Annotated in this window: 16 protein-coding genes, 1 tRNA gene and 2 rRNA genes (1 of these 19 cut by a window edge); 15 read left to right on the top strand and 4 right to left on the bottom strand. The window is 43.3% G+C overall.

Annotation, left to right across the window (positions count from 1 at the left end; all coding sequences use genetic code 11):
- The 9 genes from NSQ99_RS01980 to NSQ99_RS01940 form a co-directional block, all read left to right on the top strand.
- Window positions 1–1174, top strand: a 23S ribosomal RNA gene (locus tag NSQ99_RS01980) (it extends 1885 nt beyond the left edge of the window).
- Window positions 1175–1312: 138 nt separating this feature from the next.
- Window positions 1313–1429, top strand: a 5S ribosomal RNA gene (gene rrf / locus NSQ99_RS01975).
- A gap of 409 nt (window positions 1430–1838) precedes the next feature.
- Window positions 1839–3035 (top strand): GNAT family N-acetyltransferase, encoded by a 1197-nt coding sequence (locus NSQ99_RS01970; RefSeq protein WP_340834693.1) that lies wholly within the window; start codon window positions 1839–1841, stop codon window positions 3033–3035.
- A gap of 142 nt (window positions 3036–3177) precedes the next feature.
- Complete coding sequence (gene guaB, locus NSQ99_RS01965) at window positions 3178–4635, top strand: IMP dehydrogenase (protein WP_251670188.1); 1458 nt, start codon at window positions 3178–3180, stop codon at window positions 4633–4635.
- A 139-nt stretch (window positions 4636–4774) separates the two neighbouring features.
- Window positions 4775–6127 (top strand): D-alanyl-D-alanine carboxypeptidase family protein, encoded by a 1353-nt coding sequence (locus NSQ99_RS01960; RefSeq protein WP_340834691.1) that lies wholly within the window; start codon window positions 4775–4777, stop codon window positions 6125–6127.
- Window positions 6128–6248: 121 nt separating this feature from the next.
- Complete coding sequence (gene pdxS, locus NSQ99_RS01955) at window positions 6249–7130, top strand: pyridoxal 5'-phosphate synthase lyase subunit PdxS (protein WP_251670184.1); 882 nt, start codon at window positions 6249–6251, stop codon at window positions 7128–7130.
- An 87-nt stretch (window positions 7131–7217) separates the two neighbouring features.
- Entirely contained in the window at window positions 7218–7802 is a 585-nt protein-coding gene (pdxT, locus tag NSQ99_RS01950; protein ID WP_251670181.1) for a pyridoxal 5'-phosphate synthase glutaminase subunit PdxT, read from the top strand.
- Window positions 7803–7853: 51 nt separating this feature from the next.
- Window positions 7854–9134, top strand: coding sequence for a serine--tRNA ligase (gene serS / locus NSQ99_RS01945; RefSeq protein WP_340834688.1), 1281 nt, complete (start codon window positions 7854–7856; stop codon window positions 9132–9134).
- 86 nt (window positions 9135–9220) lie between these two features.
- Window positions 9221–9309, top strand: a tRNA-Ser gene (locus NSQ99_RS01940).
- Between the two features lie 116 nt (window positions 9310–9425).
- Here the strand turns inward: NSQ99_RS01940 and NSQ99_RS01935 are convergent.
- Entirely contained in the window at window positions 9426–9779 is a 354-nt protein-coding gene (locus NSQ99_RS01935; protein ID WP_251670162.1) for a DUF4870 domain-containing protein, read from the bottom strand.
- A 401-nt stretch (window positions 9780–10180) separates the two neighbouring features.
- Here NSQ99_RS01935 and NSQ99_RS01930 point away from each other — a divergent pair, with 401 nt between their 5' ends.
- Window positions 10181–10384 (top strand): aspartyl-phosphate phosphatase Spo0E family protein, encoded by a 204-nt coding sequence (locus tag NSQ99_RS01930; protein ID WP_251670159.1) that lies wholly within the window; start codon window positions 10181–10183, stop codon window positions 10382–10384.
- Here the strand turns inward: NSQ99_RS01930 and tadA are convergent.
- Window positions 10381–10860, bottom strand: coding sequence for a tRNA adenosine(34) deaminase TadA (gene tadA, locus NSQ99_RS01925; RefSeq protein ID WP_340834684.1), 480 nt, complete (start codon window positions 10858–10860; stop codon window positions 10381–10383). The two genes, NSQ99_RS01930 and tadA, sit on opposite strands and share 4 nt — an antisense overlap.
- A 194-nt stretch (window positions 10861–11054) precedes the next feature.
- Here tadA and NSQ99_RS01920 point away from each other — a divergent pair, with 194 nt between their 5' ends.
- From NSQ99_RS01920 to NSQ99_RS01900, 5 genes are all read left to right on the top strand, one after another.
- Window positions 11055–12860 (top strand): ATP-binding protein, encoded by a 1806-nt coding sequence (locus NSQ99_RS01920; RefSeq protein ID WP_340834683.1) that lies wholly within the window; start codon window positions 11055–11057, stop codon window positions 12858–12860.
- A gap of 22 nt (window positions 12861–12882) precedes the next feature.
- Window positions 12883–13551, top strand: coding sequence for an NAD(P)H-binding protein (locus NSQ99_RS01915; RefSeq protein WP_251670154.1), 669 nt, complete (start codon window positions 12883–12885; stop codon window positions 13549–13551).
- A gap of 17 nt (window positions 13552–13568) precedes the next feature.
- Window positions 13569–14273 carry a 23S rRNA pseudouridine(2604) synthase RluF gene (gene rluF / locus NSQ99_RS01910; RefSeq protein WP_251670153.1) on the top strand — a complete coding sequence of 235 codons (705 nt, stop codon included), beginning with the start codon at window positions 13569–13571 and terminating at the stop codon, window positions 14271–14273.
- A 140-nt stretch (window positions 14274–14413) separates the two neighbouring features.
- Window positions 14414–15103 carry a helix-turn-helix domain-containing protein gene (locus NSQ99_RS01905; protein ID WP_340834466.1) on the top strand — a complete coding sequence of 230 codons (690 nt, stop codon included), beginning with the start codon at window positions 14414–14416 and terminating at the stop codon, window positions 15101–15103.
- 20 nt (window positions 15104–15123) lie between these two features.
- Window positions 15124–15978, top strand: a complete 855-nt coding sequence (locus NSQ99_RS01900; protein ID WP_340834468.1) for an IS3 family transposase — start codon at window positions 15124–15126, stop codon at window positions 15976–15978.
- Window positions 15979–16095: 117 nt separating this feature from the next.
- Here the strand turns inward: NSQ99_RS01900 and motB are convergent, their stop codons facing one another.
- Together motB and motA are read right to left on the bottom strand one after the other, a co-directional pair.
- Entirely contained in the window at window positions 16096–16929 is an 834-nt protein-coding gene (gene motB, locus NSQ99_RS01895; RefSeq protein ID WP_340834678.1) for a flagellar motor protein MotB, read from the bottom strand.
- Window positions 16913–17713 (bottom strand): flagellar motor stator protein MotA, encoded by an 801-nt coding sequence (gene motA / locus NSQ99_RS01890; RefSeq protein ID WP_251670149.1) that lies wholly within the window; start codon window positions 17711–17713, stop codon window positions 16913–16915. The genes motB and motA overlap by 17 nt, the downstream gene beginning before the upstream one ends.
- Window positions 17714–17822 lie beyond the last annotated feature (109 nt).

Genomic DNA, 17822 nt, shown 5'->3' with positions numbered 1-17822 from the left:
TGCCCCGGTAGGGTTAATCGCCCGAGGGGGCCGCAGTGAAAAGGCCCAATCGACTGTTTAGCAAAAACACAGGTCTGTGCGAAGTCGTAAGACGAAGTATACGGGCTGACGCCTGCCCGGTGCTGGAAGGTTAAGGGGAGTGGTTAGGGGTAACCCGAAGCTATGAACCGAAGCCCCAGTAAACGGCGGCCGTAACTATAACGGTCCTAAGGTAGCGAAATTCCTTGTCAGGTAAATTCTGACCCGCACGAATGGCGTAACGAATTGGGCGCTGTCTCAACGAGAGATCCGGTGAAATTTTAATACCTGTGAAGATGCAGGTTACCCGCGACAAGACGGAAAGACCCCATGGAGCTTTACTGTAGCTTGATATTGGACTTTGGTACGATCTGTACAGGATAGGTGGGAGCCTATGAAGCATGTGCGCCAGCATGTGTGGAGGCGCCGTTGGGATACCACCCTGATCGTATCGGAGTTCTAACCTGTCACCATGAATCTGGTGAAGGGACCGTGTCAGGCGGGCAGTTTGACTGGGGCGGTCGCCTCCTAAAAAGTAACGGAGGCGCCCAAAGGTTCCCTCAGAATGGTTGGAAATCATTCGAAGAGTGTAAAGGCATAAGGGAGCTTGACTGCGAGACCTACAAGTCGAGCAGGGACGAAAGTCGGGCTTAGTGATCCGGTGGTACCGCATGGAAGGGCCATCGCTCAACGGATAAAAGCTACCCTGGGGATAACAGGCTTATCTCCCCCAAGAGTCCACATCGACGGGGAGGTTTGGCACCTCGATGTCGGCTCATCGCATCCTGGGGCTGAAGTAGGTCCCAAGGGTTGGGCTGTTCGCCCATTAAAGCGGTACGCGAGCTGGGTTCAGAACGTCGTGAGACAGTTCGGTCCCTATCTGTCGCGGGCGTAGGAAATTTGAGAGGAGCTGTCCTTAGTACGAGAGGACCGGGATGGACGTACCGCTGGTGTACCAGTTGTTTCGCCAGAAGCATAGCTGGGTAGCCAAGTACGGAAGGGATAAGCGCTGAAAGCATCTAAGCGTGAAGCCCCCCTCAAGATGAGATTTCCCAATTAGTAAGACCCCTTGAAGACGACGAGGTTGATAGGCTGGGGGTGGAAGTGCAGCAATGCATGGAGCTGACCAGTACTAATCGGTCGAGGGCTTATCCTACAGACTTTGAATACGGAGCGCAAGCGAAGATTCATAAGTCACATCGGAAGCATATGCTTCTGCTTGAAACGCTAAGGAGATTCACAACTTTCATATCCAGTTTTGAGGGTGCAAGCCACTTGGGAAGCATCTACAACGTTTGGTGACGATGGCGAAAGGGAACCACGCGTACCCATCTCGAACACGACCGTTAAGCCTTTCAGCGCCGATGGTACTTGGACCGCAGGGTCCTGGGAGAGTAGGACGTTGCCAAGCACGAAGGAAGCCTATTGCGTATGCAGTAGGCTTTTTTTGTTGTGCGTAGGATGTAGTGTTGATGCATGGTGATTGCGTAGAGCTCATTCGGTGAGGTTTAGAGTAATGAGCTTAAAAAGAACGTGTGTGATGTGCATTGCAGTAACAGGTTGCTGGTATAAGCTTGATTGTATTTATAGACCTTTAACCAGTATCTATTAATAAAACTGTCTTGCTGAGGAAGTCATTGCAGTAATTCAAGAGAGTATTTGAATCTGATTGAGTATATTCGATGATGAGGCAGCGATATGTAAGCTAATGGTGAGAAATCAATAAGTATGGCTTTTTAGCATGCTATAAGAAGATTAGACAGTATTGCCAAGTCGTAATCGTTCTTGTATAATCTGCTAAACTATAATCAGGGGGTATTATGATGAACGGTCCGAATCTACGAGCGTTAACGACAGCTGATTTTGAAGAGAGCATGAAGCTTTCGTCCTTTGCATTTCAATATCCACTTACAGCTGAGCAGCTAGAAGAAAGACGTTCAAGCTTTTTAACGGACGATGTATATCAAGTTGGCGTTTTTCAACATGAACAGTTGTGCGCACAGGCAACGCTATTGCATTTGAATGTGTATGTGAACGGGGAATTATTCAGCATGGGCGGAATCGCTGGTGTGTCTACTTGGCCGGAGCACCGGAGACATGGATATGTTGCACGTATACTTAAAGAGCTTTTAGTGAAGATGAAGGAGAATGGCCAATCCATTTCTATGCTTCATCCATTTTCGTTCTCGTTTTATCGTAAGTATGGCTGGGAAACCTATATTGAGTATAAACAATACGAAATGAGCGCTGACCACTTATCATCACTGCGTAATAAGCTCAGCGGCAAGCATCTTGGTACTGTGAAGCGAGTAGAGGATTGGCAGCTGCTCCAAACTACATATGATCGTTATGCGAAACGTTATAACGGCATGCTCCAACGTGGTGATAAGTGGTGGAAGGAAAGCATTACGAAGAGAAAGCCTGGAACTTACGCTGGTGCATACAATGATCAAGGTGAGCTAGATGGATATATGATTTACGAGGTAGCTAACCGTATAATGACGATTCATGAATTTATAACATTAACAGCAGCAGCTCAGCAGCGGCTAATGCTGTATATCGCTCAGCATGATTCCATGATTGATCGCTTGAGATGGACAGCACCGTCAGATGATTGCTTTGCTTACGGACTTGACAATCCAAGGATCAAACAAGAGCTCATTCCATACTTTATGGCTCGGATCGTTGATGTTGAACCGTTTATCGCGCAATATCCATTTGAGCCTTCAGACCAGGAAGAAATATTCACTTTACAAATTAGCGATGAACATGCACCATGGAATAATGGACATTTTGAGCTACGAATAGCATCCAGTGGAAAGGCTACACTAACCAAAGTAGAGCTAGCATCACCTCAGGTCATCATCTCCATCGGTGCTTTAACATCATGGCTGCTTAATTACCAGAAGTGGCAAGTACTAAAGCACGTTGAACAGCTCGAAGGTAGTGAACAAGCTATGAAACGCTTACAATTACGAATTAGGGAACATACGACCTATTTGACTGATTTTTTCTAATTTATTGAACATTTCGCCTATTTACAAACTATGATTTTGCAGCAGTTATGCTCATTGACAGCCCCTAACTCAAGTGATAATATTGCAATAATATACGTTCAGAGAGAAGAAAACTAAGGGAAAATAAGGGAGGAACATACTCGTGTGGGAAAATAAATTCGCTAAAGAAGGGCTAACGTTTGACGACGTATTGCTTATTCCTCGCAAATCAGAAATTCTACCAAGATCTGTTGATGTATCTGTTCGATTGAGCGATACAGTCAAGCTAAACATTCCTTTGATTAGTGCAGGAATGGATACCGTAACGGAGTCTGCATTGGCGATCGCTATAGCTCGTGAAGGTGGAATGGGTATTATCCACAAAAACATGACTATCGCACAACAGGCAGAAGAAGTGGATCGTGTTAAGCGTTCGGAAAGTGGAGTTATTACGAATCCATTCTCATTGACGCCTGATCATCATGTATATGACGCGGAAGAATTGATGGGCAAGTACCGTATCTCTGGTGTGCCTATTGTTGATGAAAATAAAAAATTAGTCGGTATCCTGACAAACCGTGATCTACGCTTTGTTCATGACTATTCAATTAAAATTAAAGAAGTCATGACGCATGAGCAGCTTGTAACTGCACCAGTTGGAACGACGCTGCAGCAAGCAGAAGGAATACTGCAGCAGCATAAAATTGAAAAGCTGCCAATCGTCGATGAAGATAACACATTAAAAGGTCTTATTACGATTAAGGATATTGAAAAAGCGATTCAATTCCCGAACGCAGCAAAAGACAGCCAAGGCCGACTATTATGTGGAGCTGCAATTGGTATCTCTAAAGATACACAAGAACGCGCAGCGGCACTAGTTGCTGCAGGTGCTGACGCTCTAGTTGTCGACTCTGCACACGGACATTCCTCTAACATCCTGAATGCGGTGAAGGAATTGCGCAATACCTTCCCTAACCTAACGATTATTGCTGGTAATGTTGCAACAGGCGAAGCAACACGTGATCTTATCGAGGCAGGTGCATCTGTCGTTAAGGTTGGTATTGGCCCTGGATCGATTTGTACAACCCGTGTTATTGCAGGGATTGGTGTACCTCAAATTACAGCAATTTACGATTGTGCATCCGTAGCTAGACAGTATAACGTTCCTATTATTGCGGACGGAGGAATTAAATACTCTGGAGACATTTCTAAATCCATCGCAGCAGGCGCAAGTGCAATTATGATCGGAAGCTTGTTTGCTGGAACAGCTGAAAGCCCAGGAGAAACTGAAATTTTCCAAGGCCGTAGCTACAAAGTATATCGCGGAATGGGTTCATTAGCTGCGATGAAGGCTGGTAGTAAGGATCGTTACTTCCAAGAGAATGAAAGCAAGCTTGTTCCAGAAGGTATTGAAGGACGAGTTGCCTATAAAGGACCACTTGCTGATACCGTTCACCAATTGATTGGTGGTTTGCGTTCAGGTATGGGGTACTGTGGTACCGCAACGCTTGAAGAGCTTAGAAACGATACACAATTTATTCGTATTACCGGTGCAGGTCTTCGTGAAAGTCATCCACATGATGTACAAATTACGAAAGAAGCGCCAAACTACTCTCTATAATTTAATATTAAACGCAAGTAAGCCGGAGCTCGGCGACCCTATAATGGATCGAGCTCTGGCTTTCTCTTTGTTGCGCCCATATAATAGAAAATCCTAATCTAATTGGAACTGTGGCGCGATGTTAAAAGGTTTAACTCGTATGTTGAAGTATGTTACAATTAGAGCTGGACAATCCAAAGGGAAATGGGGAATAAAGGTGTTAAAAACGATGGGGAAAATTCGATTACTGTCGATGTTTGTGCTGTGCACGTTGCTAATTGTGTCTACATTGGCCTTAAGCGCACCACGTGCAGGAGCAGTTGGCTATAATAACAGACCAAGTACTGAAAATTCACTTGGTTTACAGGTGAAATCAGCGATATTAATTGAATTTGAAACGGGTCAAGTAATGTACGAAGTAAATCCCGACGAAACGCTGCCAATTGCAAGTATGACAAAATTGATGACAGAGTATATTGTAATGCAGGAAATTGGCAATGGTCGATTAAATTGGGATCAAGTCATTACAGTAACACCTGAAGCCGCAGATACACATGCGTCTGAATCTCAGATCTATCTTGCAGCTGGTGACCAGCATACGGTTGAAGATCTTTACATCGCAATGGCCGTTGGTTCAGCGAATGATGCGACAAAGGCGCTAGCTATAGCAGTAGAAGGAAGCATTCAAGCTTTTATTGATCGTATGAATGAGACAGCAGAGCAGCTTGGTTTAACATCTGCAGTTTTCACTAGTGTTACTGGGCTGGAAGATACAACGATGATGTCTGCAAGAGATGTTGCGTTACTCGCGCGTCATATTTTACAGGAGTATCCTGATTTCTTGAAATACTCTGGTCTTCAGGAATATAAATTCCGTGAACGCGATGACGCACCGATGATTAACTTTAACTATATGCTCGGTGCAAATGTGAATAGATCAGGTCTAAAGCATTTAGCCTATGAAGGTGTTGACGGACTAAAAACAGGCTTTATTAGTGCAGCTGGTTATAACTTTGCTGGAACAGTTGAACGTAATGGCCTACGTTATATTAGTGTAGTCATGGATACACGCTCGAAGGATGCTAGATTCCAAGAGACTGCATCCCTATACAATTATGCTTATGCAACATTCGATAAACATACGGTGATCTCACCAAAAAGTGTAGTAGAAGGCTATGAAACGGTTAAAATAAAAAAAGGTGTAGATAAAGAAATCCCTGTTGTAACAAGTAAAGACATTACGGTGATGACAGAAAAGGGCAAAGAAGCTAACCTGGAATTGATCGATGCTGAGATTCAGACAGAAGATCAATTGGTCGCACCGATTGCAGCAGGAACAAAGGTCGGTACACTCACCTATAAATTTGTAGACCATAACAATGTAGAAACTCAGCATTATGTTGATTTAATTACGACAGCTGATGCGGAAAAAGCATCATGGTTTAAGTTGTTCTTTAGAGGAATTGGAGACTTTTTCTCCGGCCTGTTCGATAGCATCTTAAATATCTTTTAATCCGAGTGAGTTACAAGGAAATAAGGACTTGTCGAAGTGCCCTCATTCCTGTAAAATCAATGCTTAGAGTAATAACGGTGATCTATATTCGTAGATGCGTAATTTAGGAGGAGACGTAACAATGGAAACAGGTACTTTTCGAGTAAAAAGTGGCATGGCTGAAATGCAAAAGGGCGGCGTCATTATGGACGTTATGAATGCCGAGCAAGCGAAAATTGCCGAAGCTGCTGGCGCTACGGCAGTTATGGCACTTGAGCGTGTACCATCTGATATTCGTGCAGCTGGTGGAGTCGCTCGTATGGCCGACCCTACAATTGTAGAAGAGGTAATGAAGGTTGTTTCAATTCCAGTAATGGCGAAAGCTCGTATCGGTCATATTGTTGAAGCAAGAGTGCTCGAATCAATGGGCGTTGACTACATTGATGAAAGCGAAGTGCTAACACCAGCGGACGAAGTTTTCCATATTAGTAAGCATGAGTTTACAGTTCCTTTCGTATGTGGCGCTAAGGATCTTGGTGAGGCGCTTCGTCGAATCCAAGAAGGCGCGGCAATGCTTCGTACAAAGGGTGAGCCTGGAACAGGTAACATCGTTGAAGCTGTTCGTCATCTACGTCTAATTAACGGACAAATCCGTAAGGTTCAAAACCTTTCTAAGGACGAGCTTTATAATGAAGCTAAGCTGCTTGGCGTACCTTATGACTTGTTGCTTGGCGTTCACGAAACTGGTAAGCTTCCAGTTGTTAACTTTGCAGCTGGTGGAGTTGCAACGCCAGCGGATGCTGCATTAATGATGGAGCTAGGTGCGGACGGTGTATTTGTAGGCTCCGGTATTTTCAAATCCGATAGCCCAGAGAAATTTGCTCGTGCTATTGTTGAAGCAACTACGCATTATCAGGATTATAAGCTTATCGCAGAAGTATCCAAAAACCTTGGTACTCCTATGAAGGGCATTGAAATCTCTAAGCTGCATGCTGCTGAACGTATGCAAGATCGCGGAATCTAAGACAATACTATATAGATAAACCCTAAGAGCCGAGCTATCCAGTGACCTGGGTAGGTCGGCCTTTGCGAAAATGGGGAGGAACAGGATATGAAGATTGGAGTATTAGCGCTGCAAGGCGCTGTAGCAGAGCATATACGCAGCCTAGAAGCTGTCGGAGCAGAAGCTGTAGCGGTTAAGCGTATTGAGCAGCTAGAGCAATTGGACGGGCTCGTCATTCCTGGTGGCGAGAGCACAACCATTGGAAAGCTAATGCGCAAATATGGCTTTATGGAGGCGATTGCTGACTTTCATGAAGCAGGGAAGCCTTTGTTCGGTACTTGTGCAGGTCTAATCGTCTTGGCTGATCGTATTGAGGGACAAGAGGATGCACATTTGAAGCTGATGGATATGACCGTTGCTCGTAATGCGTTTGGTCGTCAGCGTGAAAGCTTTGAAACAGCACTTCCTGTCAAAGGAATCGATGAGCCGATCACAGCGGTGTTTATCCGCGCTCCATTAATTAAATCAGTAGGTAAACAGGTCGATGTATTGTCAGAGTATAACGGTGAGATTGTAACAGCGCGTCAAGGTTCGCTGCTAGCGTGCTCATTTCACCCGGAGCTGACAGATGATGTTCGACTGCACGCATATTTCGTTGAGATGGTAAAAGAGGCACAGGCTTTACGTGCCTAGCTAACAAGAGTTGATGGAATATCCACAACTCTGGCTAGAAAGGGGACAATCATGTTAGATGTCAAATTATTGCGTACGGACTTTGCTAAGGTAGAAGAAGCACTCCGTAATCGTCAAGCTTCCTTAGAGCTTATTGCAGCTTTTCCTGAGCTTGATCAAAAGCGCCGTGAGCTTATTCAGATGACAGAGCAATTGAAAAATCGTCGCAACACTGTATCACAAGAAGTGGCAGCGATTAAAAAAAGTGGTGGTGATGCCCAGGCGCTCATTACTGAAATGCGTGAGGTCGGAGATCGTATTAAGGAGCTTGATGATGAGCTTCGCGTGCTAGACACGCAGGTCAATGATATGCTTCTTGCAATTCCTAACATTCCACACTCTTCCGTTCCAGTGGGCAAGTCAGAGGAGGAGAATGTTGAGATCCGTAGAGTGGGCGAGCCTACCGAGTTCGCATTTGAACCAAAGGCACACTATGATCTAGCGGCAGAGCTTGCAATTCTGGACTTTGAGCGTGCTGCTAAAGTAACAGGCTCCCGTTTTGTGTTCTACCGCGGCCTAGGCGCCCGTCTAGAGCGCGCATTGATGAGCTTTATGATGGATCTACATAGCGATGAGCATGGCTATGAGGAGATCCTGCCGCCTTACATCGTTAATCGCGATAGCTTGATCGGAACAGGACAGCTGCCTAAGTTTGAGGAAGATCTATTCAAACTAGCGGATACGGATTATTTCTTAATTCCGACAGCAGAGGTTCCTGTAACCAATATATTGAGAGATGAAATTCTAGATGCAGAGTCGCTTCCGGCTAAGTTTGTAGCCTTTAGTGCATGCTTCCGCTCTGAAGCAGGAGCTGCAGGTCGTGACACACGTGGCTTGATTCGTCAGCATCAATTCAACAAGGTAGAGCTTGTGAAAGTAGTTAAGCCTGAGCATTCCTATGAAGAGCTTGAAAGCTTGACCGCTAATGCAGAGAAAGTGTTGCAGCTACTGGAGCTTCCATACAGAGTCATTACACTATGCACAGGCGATATGGGCTTTGGATCGGCGAAAACCTATGATATTGAGGTTTGGCTTCCAAGCGCAGAAACGTACCGTGAAATCTCTTCTTGTACTAATTTTGAGGACTTCCAAGCACGTCGTGCTGGTATTAAGTATCGTCCTGAGCCTAAGAGCAAGCCGGAGTTTGTTCATACGCTTAACGGATCTGGACTTGCAATTGGTCGTACGGTTGCAGCTATCCTTGAAAATTACCAGCAAGCCGACGGATCAATTGTTGTGCCGAAGGTGCTTCGTCCTTACATGGGCGGCGTTGAAGTTATTGCTCCAAAATAAATTTCAAAAAAAGTTGAAAAAGGGGTTGCATTCCCCTTTTCAACTGTGGTATACTCTTTCTTGTCAGCAAAACAAAATACTTTCTTGGAGAGATACCGAAGCGGTCATAACGGGGCGGTCTTGAAAACCGTTAGGGTGCAAGCCCACGGGGGTTCGAATCCCTCTCTCTCCGCCAATTACGAATTGACACGCTCAAGCTTAATGCTTGAGCGTTTTTGATTTATTAACTGTCGAATGAGTCGTAAATAATAAACGCCGAGCAACGTTGCTCGGCGTTTTTGTTGTGCGTTCCTATCGAATAAAGCGGAATATGAATGGATAACGATAATACTGACCTTGATTCGTTTTCACAGTAGCGATGATGGCAAAAACAAGCCATACGACATAGACGATAGGGACGAGAAGAAAACCAACTAATAAAAATACGAGCATAACTGCGATGAGTGAATAGATGGTATACGAAATGTTAAAGTTTAGTGCTTCCTTGGCATTTTCTGCAACAATGTGGGATTGATCTTTTTTAAGCAGCCATATGATGAGCGGACCGATAAAACCACAAATAAAACCAAGCCCTGTAAATAACAACGCTGCTAATGATGATAGATGTGCAAGCATACTCCATGTTCTTTCTTCTTGAGTATTCAATAGCATTACCCTCCATCGAATAATTTACAACCAATAGTCTCTATACTATATCGATTGTCTACCATAAATATACTATAAAATAAGCTCGTTGTTACAATGAATGGAAAAAACATTCATTTGAGGAGCTACTTAAGATAAAGGCAACTTATGATAATAGCAGTGATTTAGCCGCGCAAAAGCGATTCGACAAAAAATTTGTCGAATAAAGGTTAGGTCTTATTATGTATTGTAAATATTAGTGAATAAACTGTATAATTTGAAAGATAAACACTATATTTGTCGTAAAATAACTTTTATTCGCAATTATGTATCGACAGTATCTAACACACATCATCATATAAACTCGCTATAATTAAACATAAGCTATACCGCATAAAGAGGAGAGTGAATCGAAGCGAGCTATGGAAAAAAAACTTATTGAACTTCAACTGCAATCGCTTCGGGACAAGCTCTACGAGGTGGTAGAGGAGAAAGGCAGCTTTACTCACCCAGCCGTCCTTGCTATTAGCGAAGAAGCTGACCAGCTTATTGTTGCTTTGCAAACGATGAAACGACAATCTGTATGCGAACATAACAAGACTAAAGAAAGATCTCTGAAATACTAATCTGATGCATTTTTGCGTTTTAAGCGAAGCTGCTTGAAAAAGTTTGTTAACAAAGAAGCGCAATCTTCCTGTAAAACAAATCTAGTGAGTTCCGTCTCATGATTGAACCGGGGCTCCTGCAATAAATTCATTAGTGTCCCTGCGCAGCCTGCCTTTGGGTCGCCGGTACCGTATACGACACGCTTCATACGTGATTGGACGATGGCGCCCGCACACATTGGACAAGGCTCAAGGGTTACATAGAGTGTACAATCTAACAAACGCCAAGCATCTAATGCTTGGCTAGCCTGTTGAATGGCCATAATTTCGGCATGAGCGATAGGATTATGCTGCGTCTCCCTTAGATTATGACCGCGACCGATAATAACACCTTCCCTGACGACGACAGCTCCAATAGGTACTTCTCCTAAGTTCTCTGCCTTCTTGGCTTCTGCGATGGCTTCTTTCATCCACATTTCATCTTGATTAGGATACATAGGATTCTCCTTATCTACAGTTTTTTAGATTTATACATCGAACAAACATTCTTTTGTTAACATACTGTGCACAACATTGTGTATAACTTTTAATTATTCACAGTTTAATCCACATACTATCCACGATATTCACAATTAATTGTGGAGTATGTTAGTAATATGTTGATAAGTTAAACGAATAAGGGTGTGAGTCCGTGTCACTTAAGTATAAGCTAAGTATAACTATAGCAGGTTTGCTCCTGCTTGTAATTGTAGTGTTTCAAGTTCTATGGGAGTATAATCATCAGCAAAGGATTGCTAATCTTTTAAGCAATGCTTCACAAACCTTGTCTGAGCGCATGTTTCAACATATCCACATTCAAGCTCCGCAAGCTGATACCCAGCTCTCGGAGCTATTTAGATTTATTCAAGCAGATAAGCCCTATTTGATTGATCTTGCCTATATTGATGAGGAAGAAGGGAAGCAGCTGCTCGCTGCAGGAGAGAAGGACCAGGTTAATGCGGCACTAATTCAGCTTAACAATACTTATAACATCCAGCAGTCTTATCAATTCAGAGAAATCCATACGCATAGTAAGGAATATTACATAAGTGATTATCGTCAGGAATTAAATAGTGGTCAGCGCATGGTACTGCTGTACGATAAAGAGAAATATGATAAATTATATAGCATTGACAACAATTTGTTCTATGCCGTGCTCATTTATTTAGTGTTCTTTACGAGTATCGCAAGCTATTGGTTTGTCTCTCGTATGCTGAGGCCGTTGAAAGATATATTGTGGAAGGTAAATGAGGTTTCCTCTGTTCGCTTTCAGCGACCGATCCCTATTACGACAAAGGATGAATTTGGACTATTGGCATTTAAAATAAATGCGATGAGTCAAAACTTAAGCATTTATATGAATAAGCTTAGACATGCGTTTGATGAGAATAGGCGTATGCGCTTGTACATGGAATCATTTATCAATCACTCCTCCGATGCGATTTACATTATGGATGTAGAGGGACGAGTGATACAAGCGAACAAAGCCTTTGAGGAGCTGTTCGGCTTCTCAGCAGCTGAAGCGATTGGCAATCGTTATCGCGTAGTACCAGAGCATCTGATCAAGGAGAAGGAAGAGCTGCTTAGACTTGTGCAAAAGGGTGAAGTTATTAAGCCTATTGAAACCTATCGACAAACCAAGGATGGTGAAACGATACCAGTCAGCATCACCATTAGTCCAATTCGAGATATTAATAACGAAATTACTGGATTTGCTAACATCTGTAGAGATATGCGTCACCGCCACCGGATGGAAGAGCTTATGCGTCGTTCTGAGAAGCTGAACACAGTAGGTCAGCTCGCAGCGGGGGTTGCGCATGAAATTCGTAATCCGTTGACGACATTGCGAGGCTTTCTGCAGCTACAAGTGCAGAGTAAGAAGCTGAATTTAGATCACGTTAGAGTGATGCTCTCTGAGCTCGAACGAATCAACCTTATTGTCGGTGAGTTTTTAATTCTCTCGAAGCCGCAAGCCGTTAAATTTAAGTATCGAGATATTCGAGATATTATAGCTGAAGTAAGCGTGTTCATGAGCAGCGAGGCGTTAATGCACAATGTTGTCATTAAGGAAAACTACACGAATGATGATTGCAGCATACCGTGTGAAGATAATCAGCTTAAGCAAGTCTTTATCAATGTATTAAAGAATGCAATTGAAGCGATGCCTAACGGCGGACAAGTACAAATAGCTATTCAACGTTTGGCTAATCATGTCAGTGTGCAGGTTACAGATGAAGGAATCGGTATGGATGAAGAGACGCTTAAACGGATCGGTGATCCATTCTTTACCGTTAAAGAAAATGGTACAGGCCTTGGTATTATGGTCAGTCAAAAAATTATTCAATCTCATCAAGGCTTGATGGAGCTAAGCAGTCAGGTTAATGTTGGGACGACAGTAAGGATATTGCTACCACTTTCTGAGGAAAGAAATCAATATGCTGAGGCAAGCAATCTATAAGTCCAGGAGGGTGTGAGAGAACTTGAAAGCTGTTATCGTTGGTGCGACAGGTCTAGTAGGTAAGGATCTGGTTCGTTTGTTGCTCAGTAGCAAGAAGTATAGTAAAGTGACAGTTATTGCACGGAAACGATTAAGCGTTGTACATCCGAGATTAGAGCAGCAATTGATCTCATTCAATGATCTTCACGAATGCCCAAGCGATTGGTTTGAGGACGCAGATGTGTTCTGTGCACTTGGTACAACGATGAAAAAAGCAAAAACAAAAGAGCAGTTTAAGCAGGTCGATTATCATTATGTCGTGGAGCTTGCAAAGCTTGCCAGCAAGCATCATGCTAGAAAGTTTGTTTACATATCCGCCATTGGCGCAAATGAAGACTCAATATTCTTCTATAGTAAAGTAAAGGGCTTAGCTGAACGGGCACTCCAGGAGCTCAAGCTGCCACAGTTAATCATTGTAAGGCCGTCCCTTATAATGGGAGATCGCAATGAGTTTCGCTTTGGAGAAGCACTAGCTGCAAAGCTTAGCAGCTGGCTATCGTTTGTATTTAAAGGTAAAATGAGAAAATACAAACCGAATCAAGCGAAGGAAATCGCGCAAGCGATGTTCAAGCTGGCACAGCTATGTACAGAGCAATTTCTAATTGTAACTGCTGAAGAAATTGCCTATTGGTCAAAGCGGAAGGTATATTAAATCATGAGGTGGCATCTTTGAGAATCAATAAATTCATTAGTGAGACAGGCTATTGCTCGCGAAGAGAAGCTGACAAGCTTGTAGCAGAAGGTCGAGTGACGATTAATGGTATAAAGGCAGAGCTCGGGTCTCAGGCAGAGCTGGGCGATGATGTGCGTATTAACGGTCGTCCACTCGGTGCTCAGAAGAAGCATGTTTATATTGCTTTACATAAGCCGGTAGGGATTACGAGTACAACAGAGCGTCATATTAAAGGTAACATTGTTGACTTTGTGAATCATCGCGAACGAATATTTCCGATTGGTCGCTTGGATAAAGACTCCGAGGGACTCATTCTATTGACGAACGACGGAGATGTGGTTAATCCTATTCTTCGCTCTGAAGGCAGACATGAAAAGGAGTATATCGTAACGGTTGATAAGCCGCTTACCCCTAGCTTTCTGAAGGGGATGTCAGAGGGCGTGCATATTCTTGGTAGTATGACGCTGCCATGCAAGCTGAAGCAAGTAGGGACGAGCACCTTTCACATTATTTTGACAGAGGGGCGAAACCGACAGATTCGCCGCATGTGTGAAGCATTAGGATATCAAGTACTAAGGTTAAAACGTATTCGTATTATGAATATCCTGCTGGCAGATCTTCCGAAAGGGAAATGGAGAGATCTTACGGAGGACGAAAAGCATATCTTGTTCGAAGAAATTCACTATCAACCAAACGAGTAGCTTGTTTCATTCATTGGAGCTTATCACTACACGACGATATATAGAAAAGGCGTATCCTGACGCGTGTTGATATGCTCCCATCATAGTAGACAGTAGAAAAAACAAAAACTTCTACTGCTACAATGATGGGAGTTTTTCTAATGTCTAAAAGAAGTCTAACCTCTTTGGAAACGAAATTGTATGTCGTACAGCTATGTTTAGAACACAAATCCAATCCAACCTATGAAGCGAAACAGCTAGGCGTTAGTCCACTCACTGTTCGTGATTGGATAAGAAAATATATGGCGGATGGTTTTAATGGATTAAAGGAATCGAATACATGGAAAACGTACTCGAAGGAATTAAAGCTAACTGCTATTAAAGATGTATTGTCTGGTCATTATTCCGTAGCAGCTGCAATAAAAAAACACAATATTTCAAGTAGAAGTGTCCTGCAGAAATGGATTTCCAAGTATACTGGTGAGATAGAATTGAAACCTACTCGTAAAGGAAGAGGGCTATCTCCTATGAATAAAGGACGTAAAACAACGTTTGAAGAACGCATTGAAATTGCACAATATACCATCGCTAATAACATGGATTATCAGAAAGCGATCGTAAAGTACGGCGTCTCTTATCAGCAAGTCTATGCATGGGTTCGTAAATATCAAGCAGGCAACGAGGATGCTCTCAAGGACAACCGTGGTCGTAAAAAGCCTGTAGACGAGCTAGATGAGCATGAACGTCTTAAGCTACGGATCAAGGAACTAGAAGCTCGAAACGAATACCTAGAGATGGAGAATGCCTTCGCAAAAAAGTTGGAAGAGATCAAGCGACGAAATACACGCTAACCCTTGTTCGACACGTAAACTTGTATCAAGCGATTCAAGAATTGAACAAAGAAAAAGGGTACGCCATTACAAAGTTATGTGCACTAGCGGGGGTAGCTCGATCTGCCTATTATAAGTGGCTAAACTGGACGCCATCTGCCAGGGAAATGGAAGTCCGTTTGTTAGCCAAAGAAGTAAAGCTTCGTTATGACAAGCGAAAAGGAATACTCGGTTACCGTCAAATACGTACTCAGCTCAACCGAAAACTCAAAAAGAAGTATAACAAGAAGCGATATTACCGAATCATGCGGGCCCTTGGACTCAAAGCGGTCATTCGTAGGAAACGGCCAAGCTACGTGAAAACTCCTGAGATCCATATTGTTGAAAATGTAATGAATCGTAGCTTTGATGCCCATTCTCCTAATTCAAAGTGGTGTACAGATGTGACAGAACTGAAGTATGGAAATGGTTGCAAAGCCTATCTAAGCGCGATTATTGATGTGTACGATAACTCCATTGTTTCATGGGTATTAGGTCGTTCCAACAACAATAAGCTCGTAATGGATACGCTGAAGAAGGCTTACGAGAAAAATCCTGGTGTAATCCCGCTCATCCAAAGCGACAGAGGCTTCCAGTACACGTCCCATGAGTATAACCGACTCCATGTGAAATACGGATTTAGGAAAAGCATGTCTCGCGTGAGTCGATGCCTGGACAACCAGCCGATTGAGCGTTTTTGGGGGACGTACAAGTCAGAGAGCTATTATCTTACAAAGTATGACACTTATGAAAATGTCCTCAAGGATGTTAGTGAATATATCCTCTATTATAACAACTATCGCTATACAGAGCGTCTAGGCGGTTTGTCACCAAATGAATACCGGCAAGCTGCATAATAAAGAGACCCCAGTTCCATTCAAATGAGCTGAGGTCTCCAAGCAAATTATTTTTGTTATTTACACTGTCCACTTGACAGGGTGCACTTCATGTAAGCGGTCAGATACGCCTTTTTATTATTCGATTTCCTTGGCGGATATAATTTGCTGCTTGTTTGGATCAAAATAATTGTGAACAATCGAGATTTCTACACGTCTATTTTTAGCACGGCCTTCACTCGTATCGTTCGTTTCAACCGGATGATACTCCCCGTACCCAACAGGACTGAATCGCTTTGGATCTAGGTTTGTGTTCAGCAATATAATATCTAGAAACCGTACAGCACGCATAACGCTTAGATCCCAGTTAGATCGATAGGTTGCGTTTCGAATCGGTGCGTTGTCTGTATGGCCAGCGATTACGACGTTAAAGTCAGGATAGTTTTCAAGCATTTTAGCAATGCTGACAGCCAACTCGCGACCGTCTTCCTTAACTGAAGCTTCCGCTGAATCGAATAGGGCATTGTCGCGAATCGTAATGAGTAGCTGTGACATATTCAGTGATGTCTCAAGGCTGCTTGTGAGACCGTTATCGGCAATATACTCATCAATTTCTTGCTTGAGTGTATTTAGATCATGTTCGCTTTGCTCAAGAAGCTGTTCGATCTCTTGCTCCGATAATGGTTCTTCATCAGTCATTCCTTCTAAGTCGGAATTCTCATTCCCGCCGTTCTCTGCATCGGCATCTGGGCCGCGCTCTATAATAGAAGGCATATCCAATACCCCTTGTCCATTACTGAACGCAACACTGAATGCTTGGGATAGATCTTGAAACTTTTTTGCATCTACTTGGCTCATTGAATATAAAACGATGAACAGGGCAAGCAGCAATGTCAGGATGTCGGCATAGGGGACTAGCCATGATTCATCGATATGCTCTTCGTGGTCCTCATGTCTACGCTTTTTGCTCAACGTCTCCTTCCTCCTTCGCTTTCATTGCTTGACGTTCAGTTGGTGTTAAGAATACAGATAGCTTTTGTTCAATCGCAATGGTAGATACACCAGATTGAATAGAAAGCAATCCTTCTAGCATCATCAGACGAATTTGAATTTCTGCTTTAGATAGGCGTTTTAATTTGTTGGCCATCGGATGCCATAAAACATAACCTGTAAAAATACCTAGCAGCGTTGCCATAAAAGCAGCTGAAATTGCGTGTGCCAGTGACTCCATGTCGCTCATATCGGCAAGAGCAGCGATCAGACCGATAACAGCGCCTAGAACCCCGAGTGTTGGCGCATATGTACCTGCTTGCGTAAAGATTAAAGCACCGGCTTTGTGGCGCTCTTCTGTAGCGGAAATATCCTCTAGCAGTACATCTCGTACAAGATCCTGATCATTTCCATCAATAATCATACGCATACCATTTTTAAGGAACGGATCCTCGATATCATCGACTCTCGCTTCGAGTGCAAGCAAACCTTCACGACGCGTAATTCCAGCCCATTCAACAAACTGCTTTATCAGATCTTCGCGTTTCACAAGCGGACGCTCTGTGAATAGAAGCTTGAATAGTGTGCCAACCTTTTTTAGCTCTCCTAGTGGGAAGGCAATGGTAACGGCGGCAATCGTACCTACGATAATAATCATGAATGCTGCTGGATTAAGGAAGGCGCTTAAGCTTGCACCTTTCAGTACCATACCGATAATTACAGCTGCAAAACCTAAAATTAGACCAATAATTGTTGAATTCTTCATTATACACCTCTATTAATCCATTTTCGACAAAGAACTACTATTTCTATTATCGTCAAATAGGCATTCTGACATTAGAGTAAATGGTAACGATATTTAGAAGATTTAGATT

The sequence above is a fragment of the Paenibacillus sp. FSL W7-1287 genome (assembly GCF_038004245.1).
Lineage (GTDB): Bacteria > Bacillota > Bacilli > Paenibacillales > Paenibacillaceae > Pristimantibacillus > Pristimantibacillus camelliae.
The sequence above is the reverse complement of the archived record's forward strand: the minus strand, read 5'-3'. Positions and strand labels throughout refer to the sequence as shown.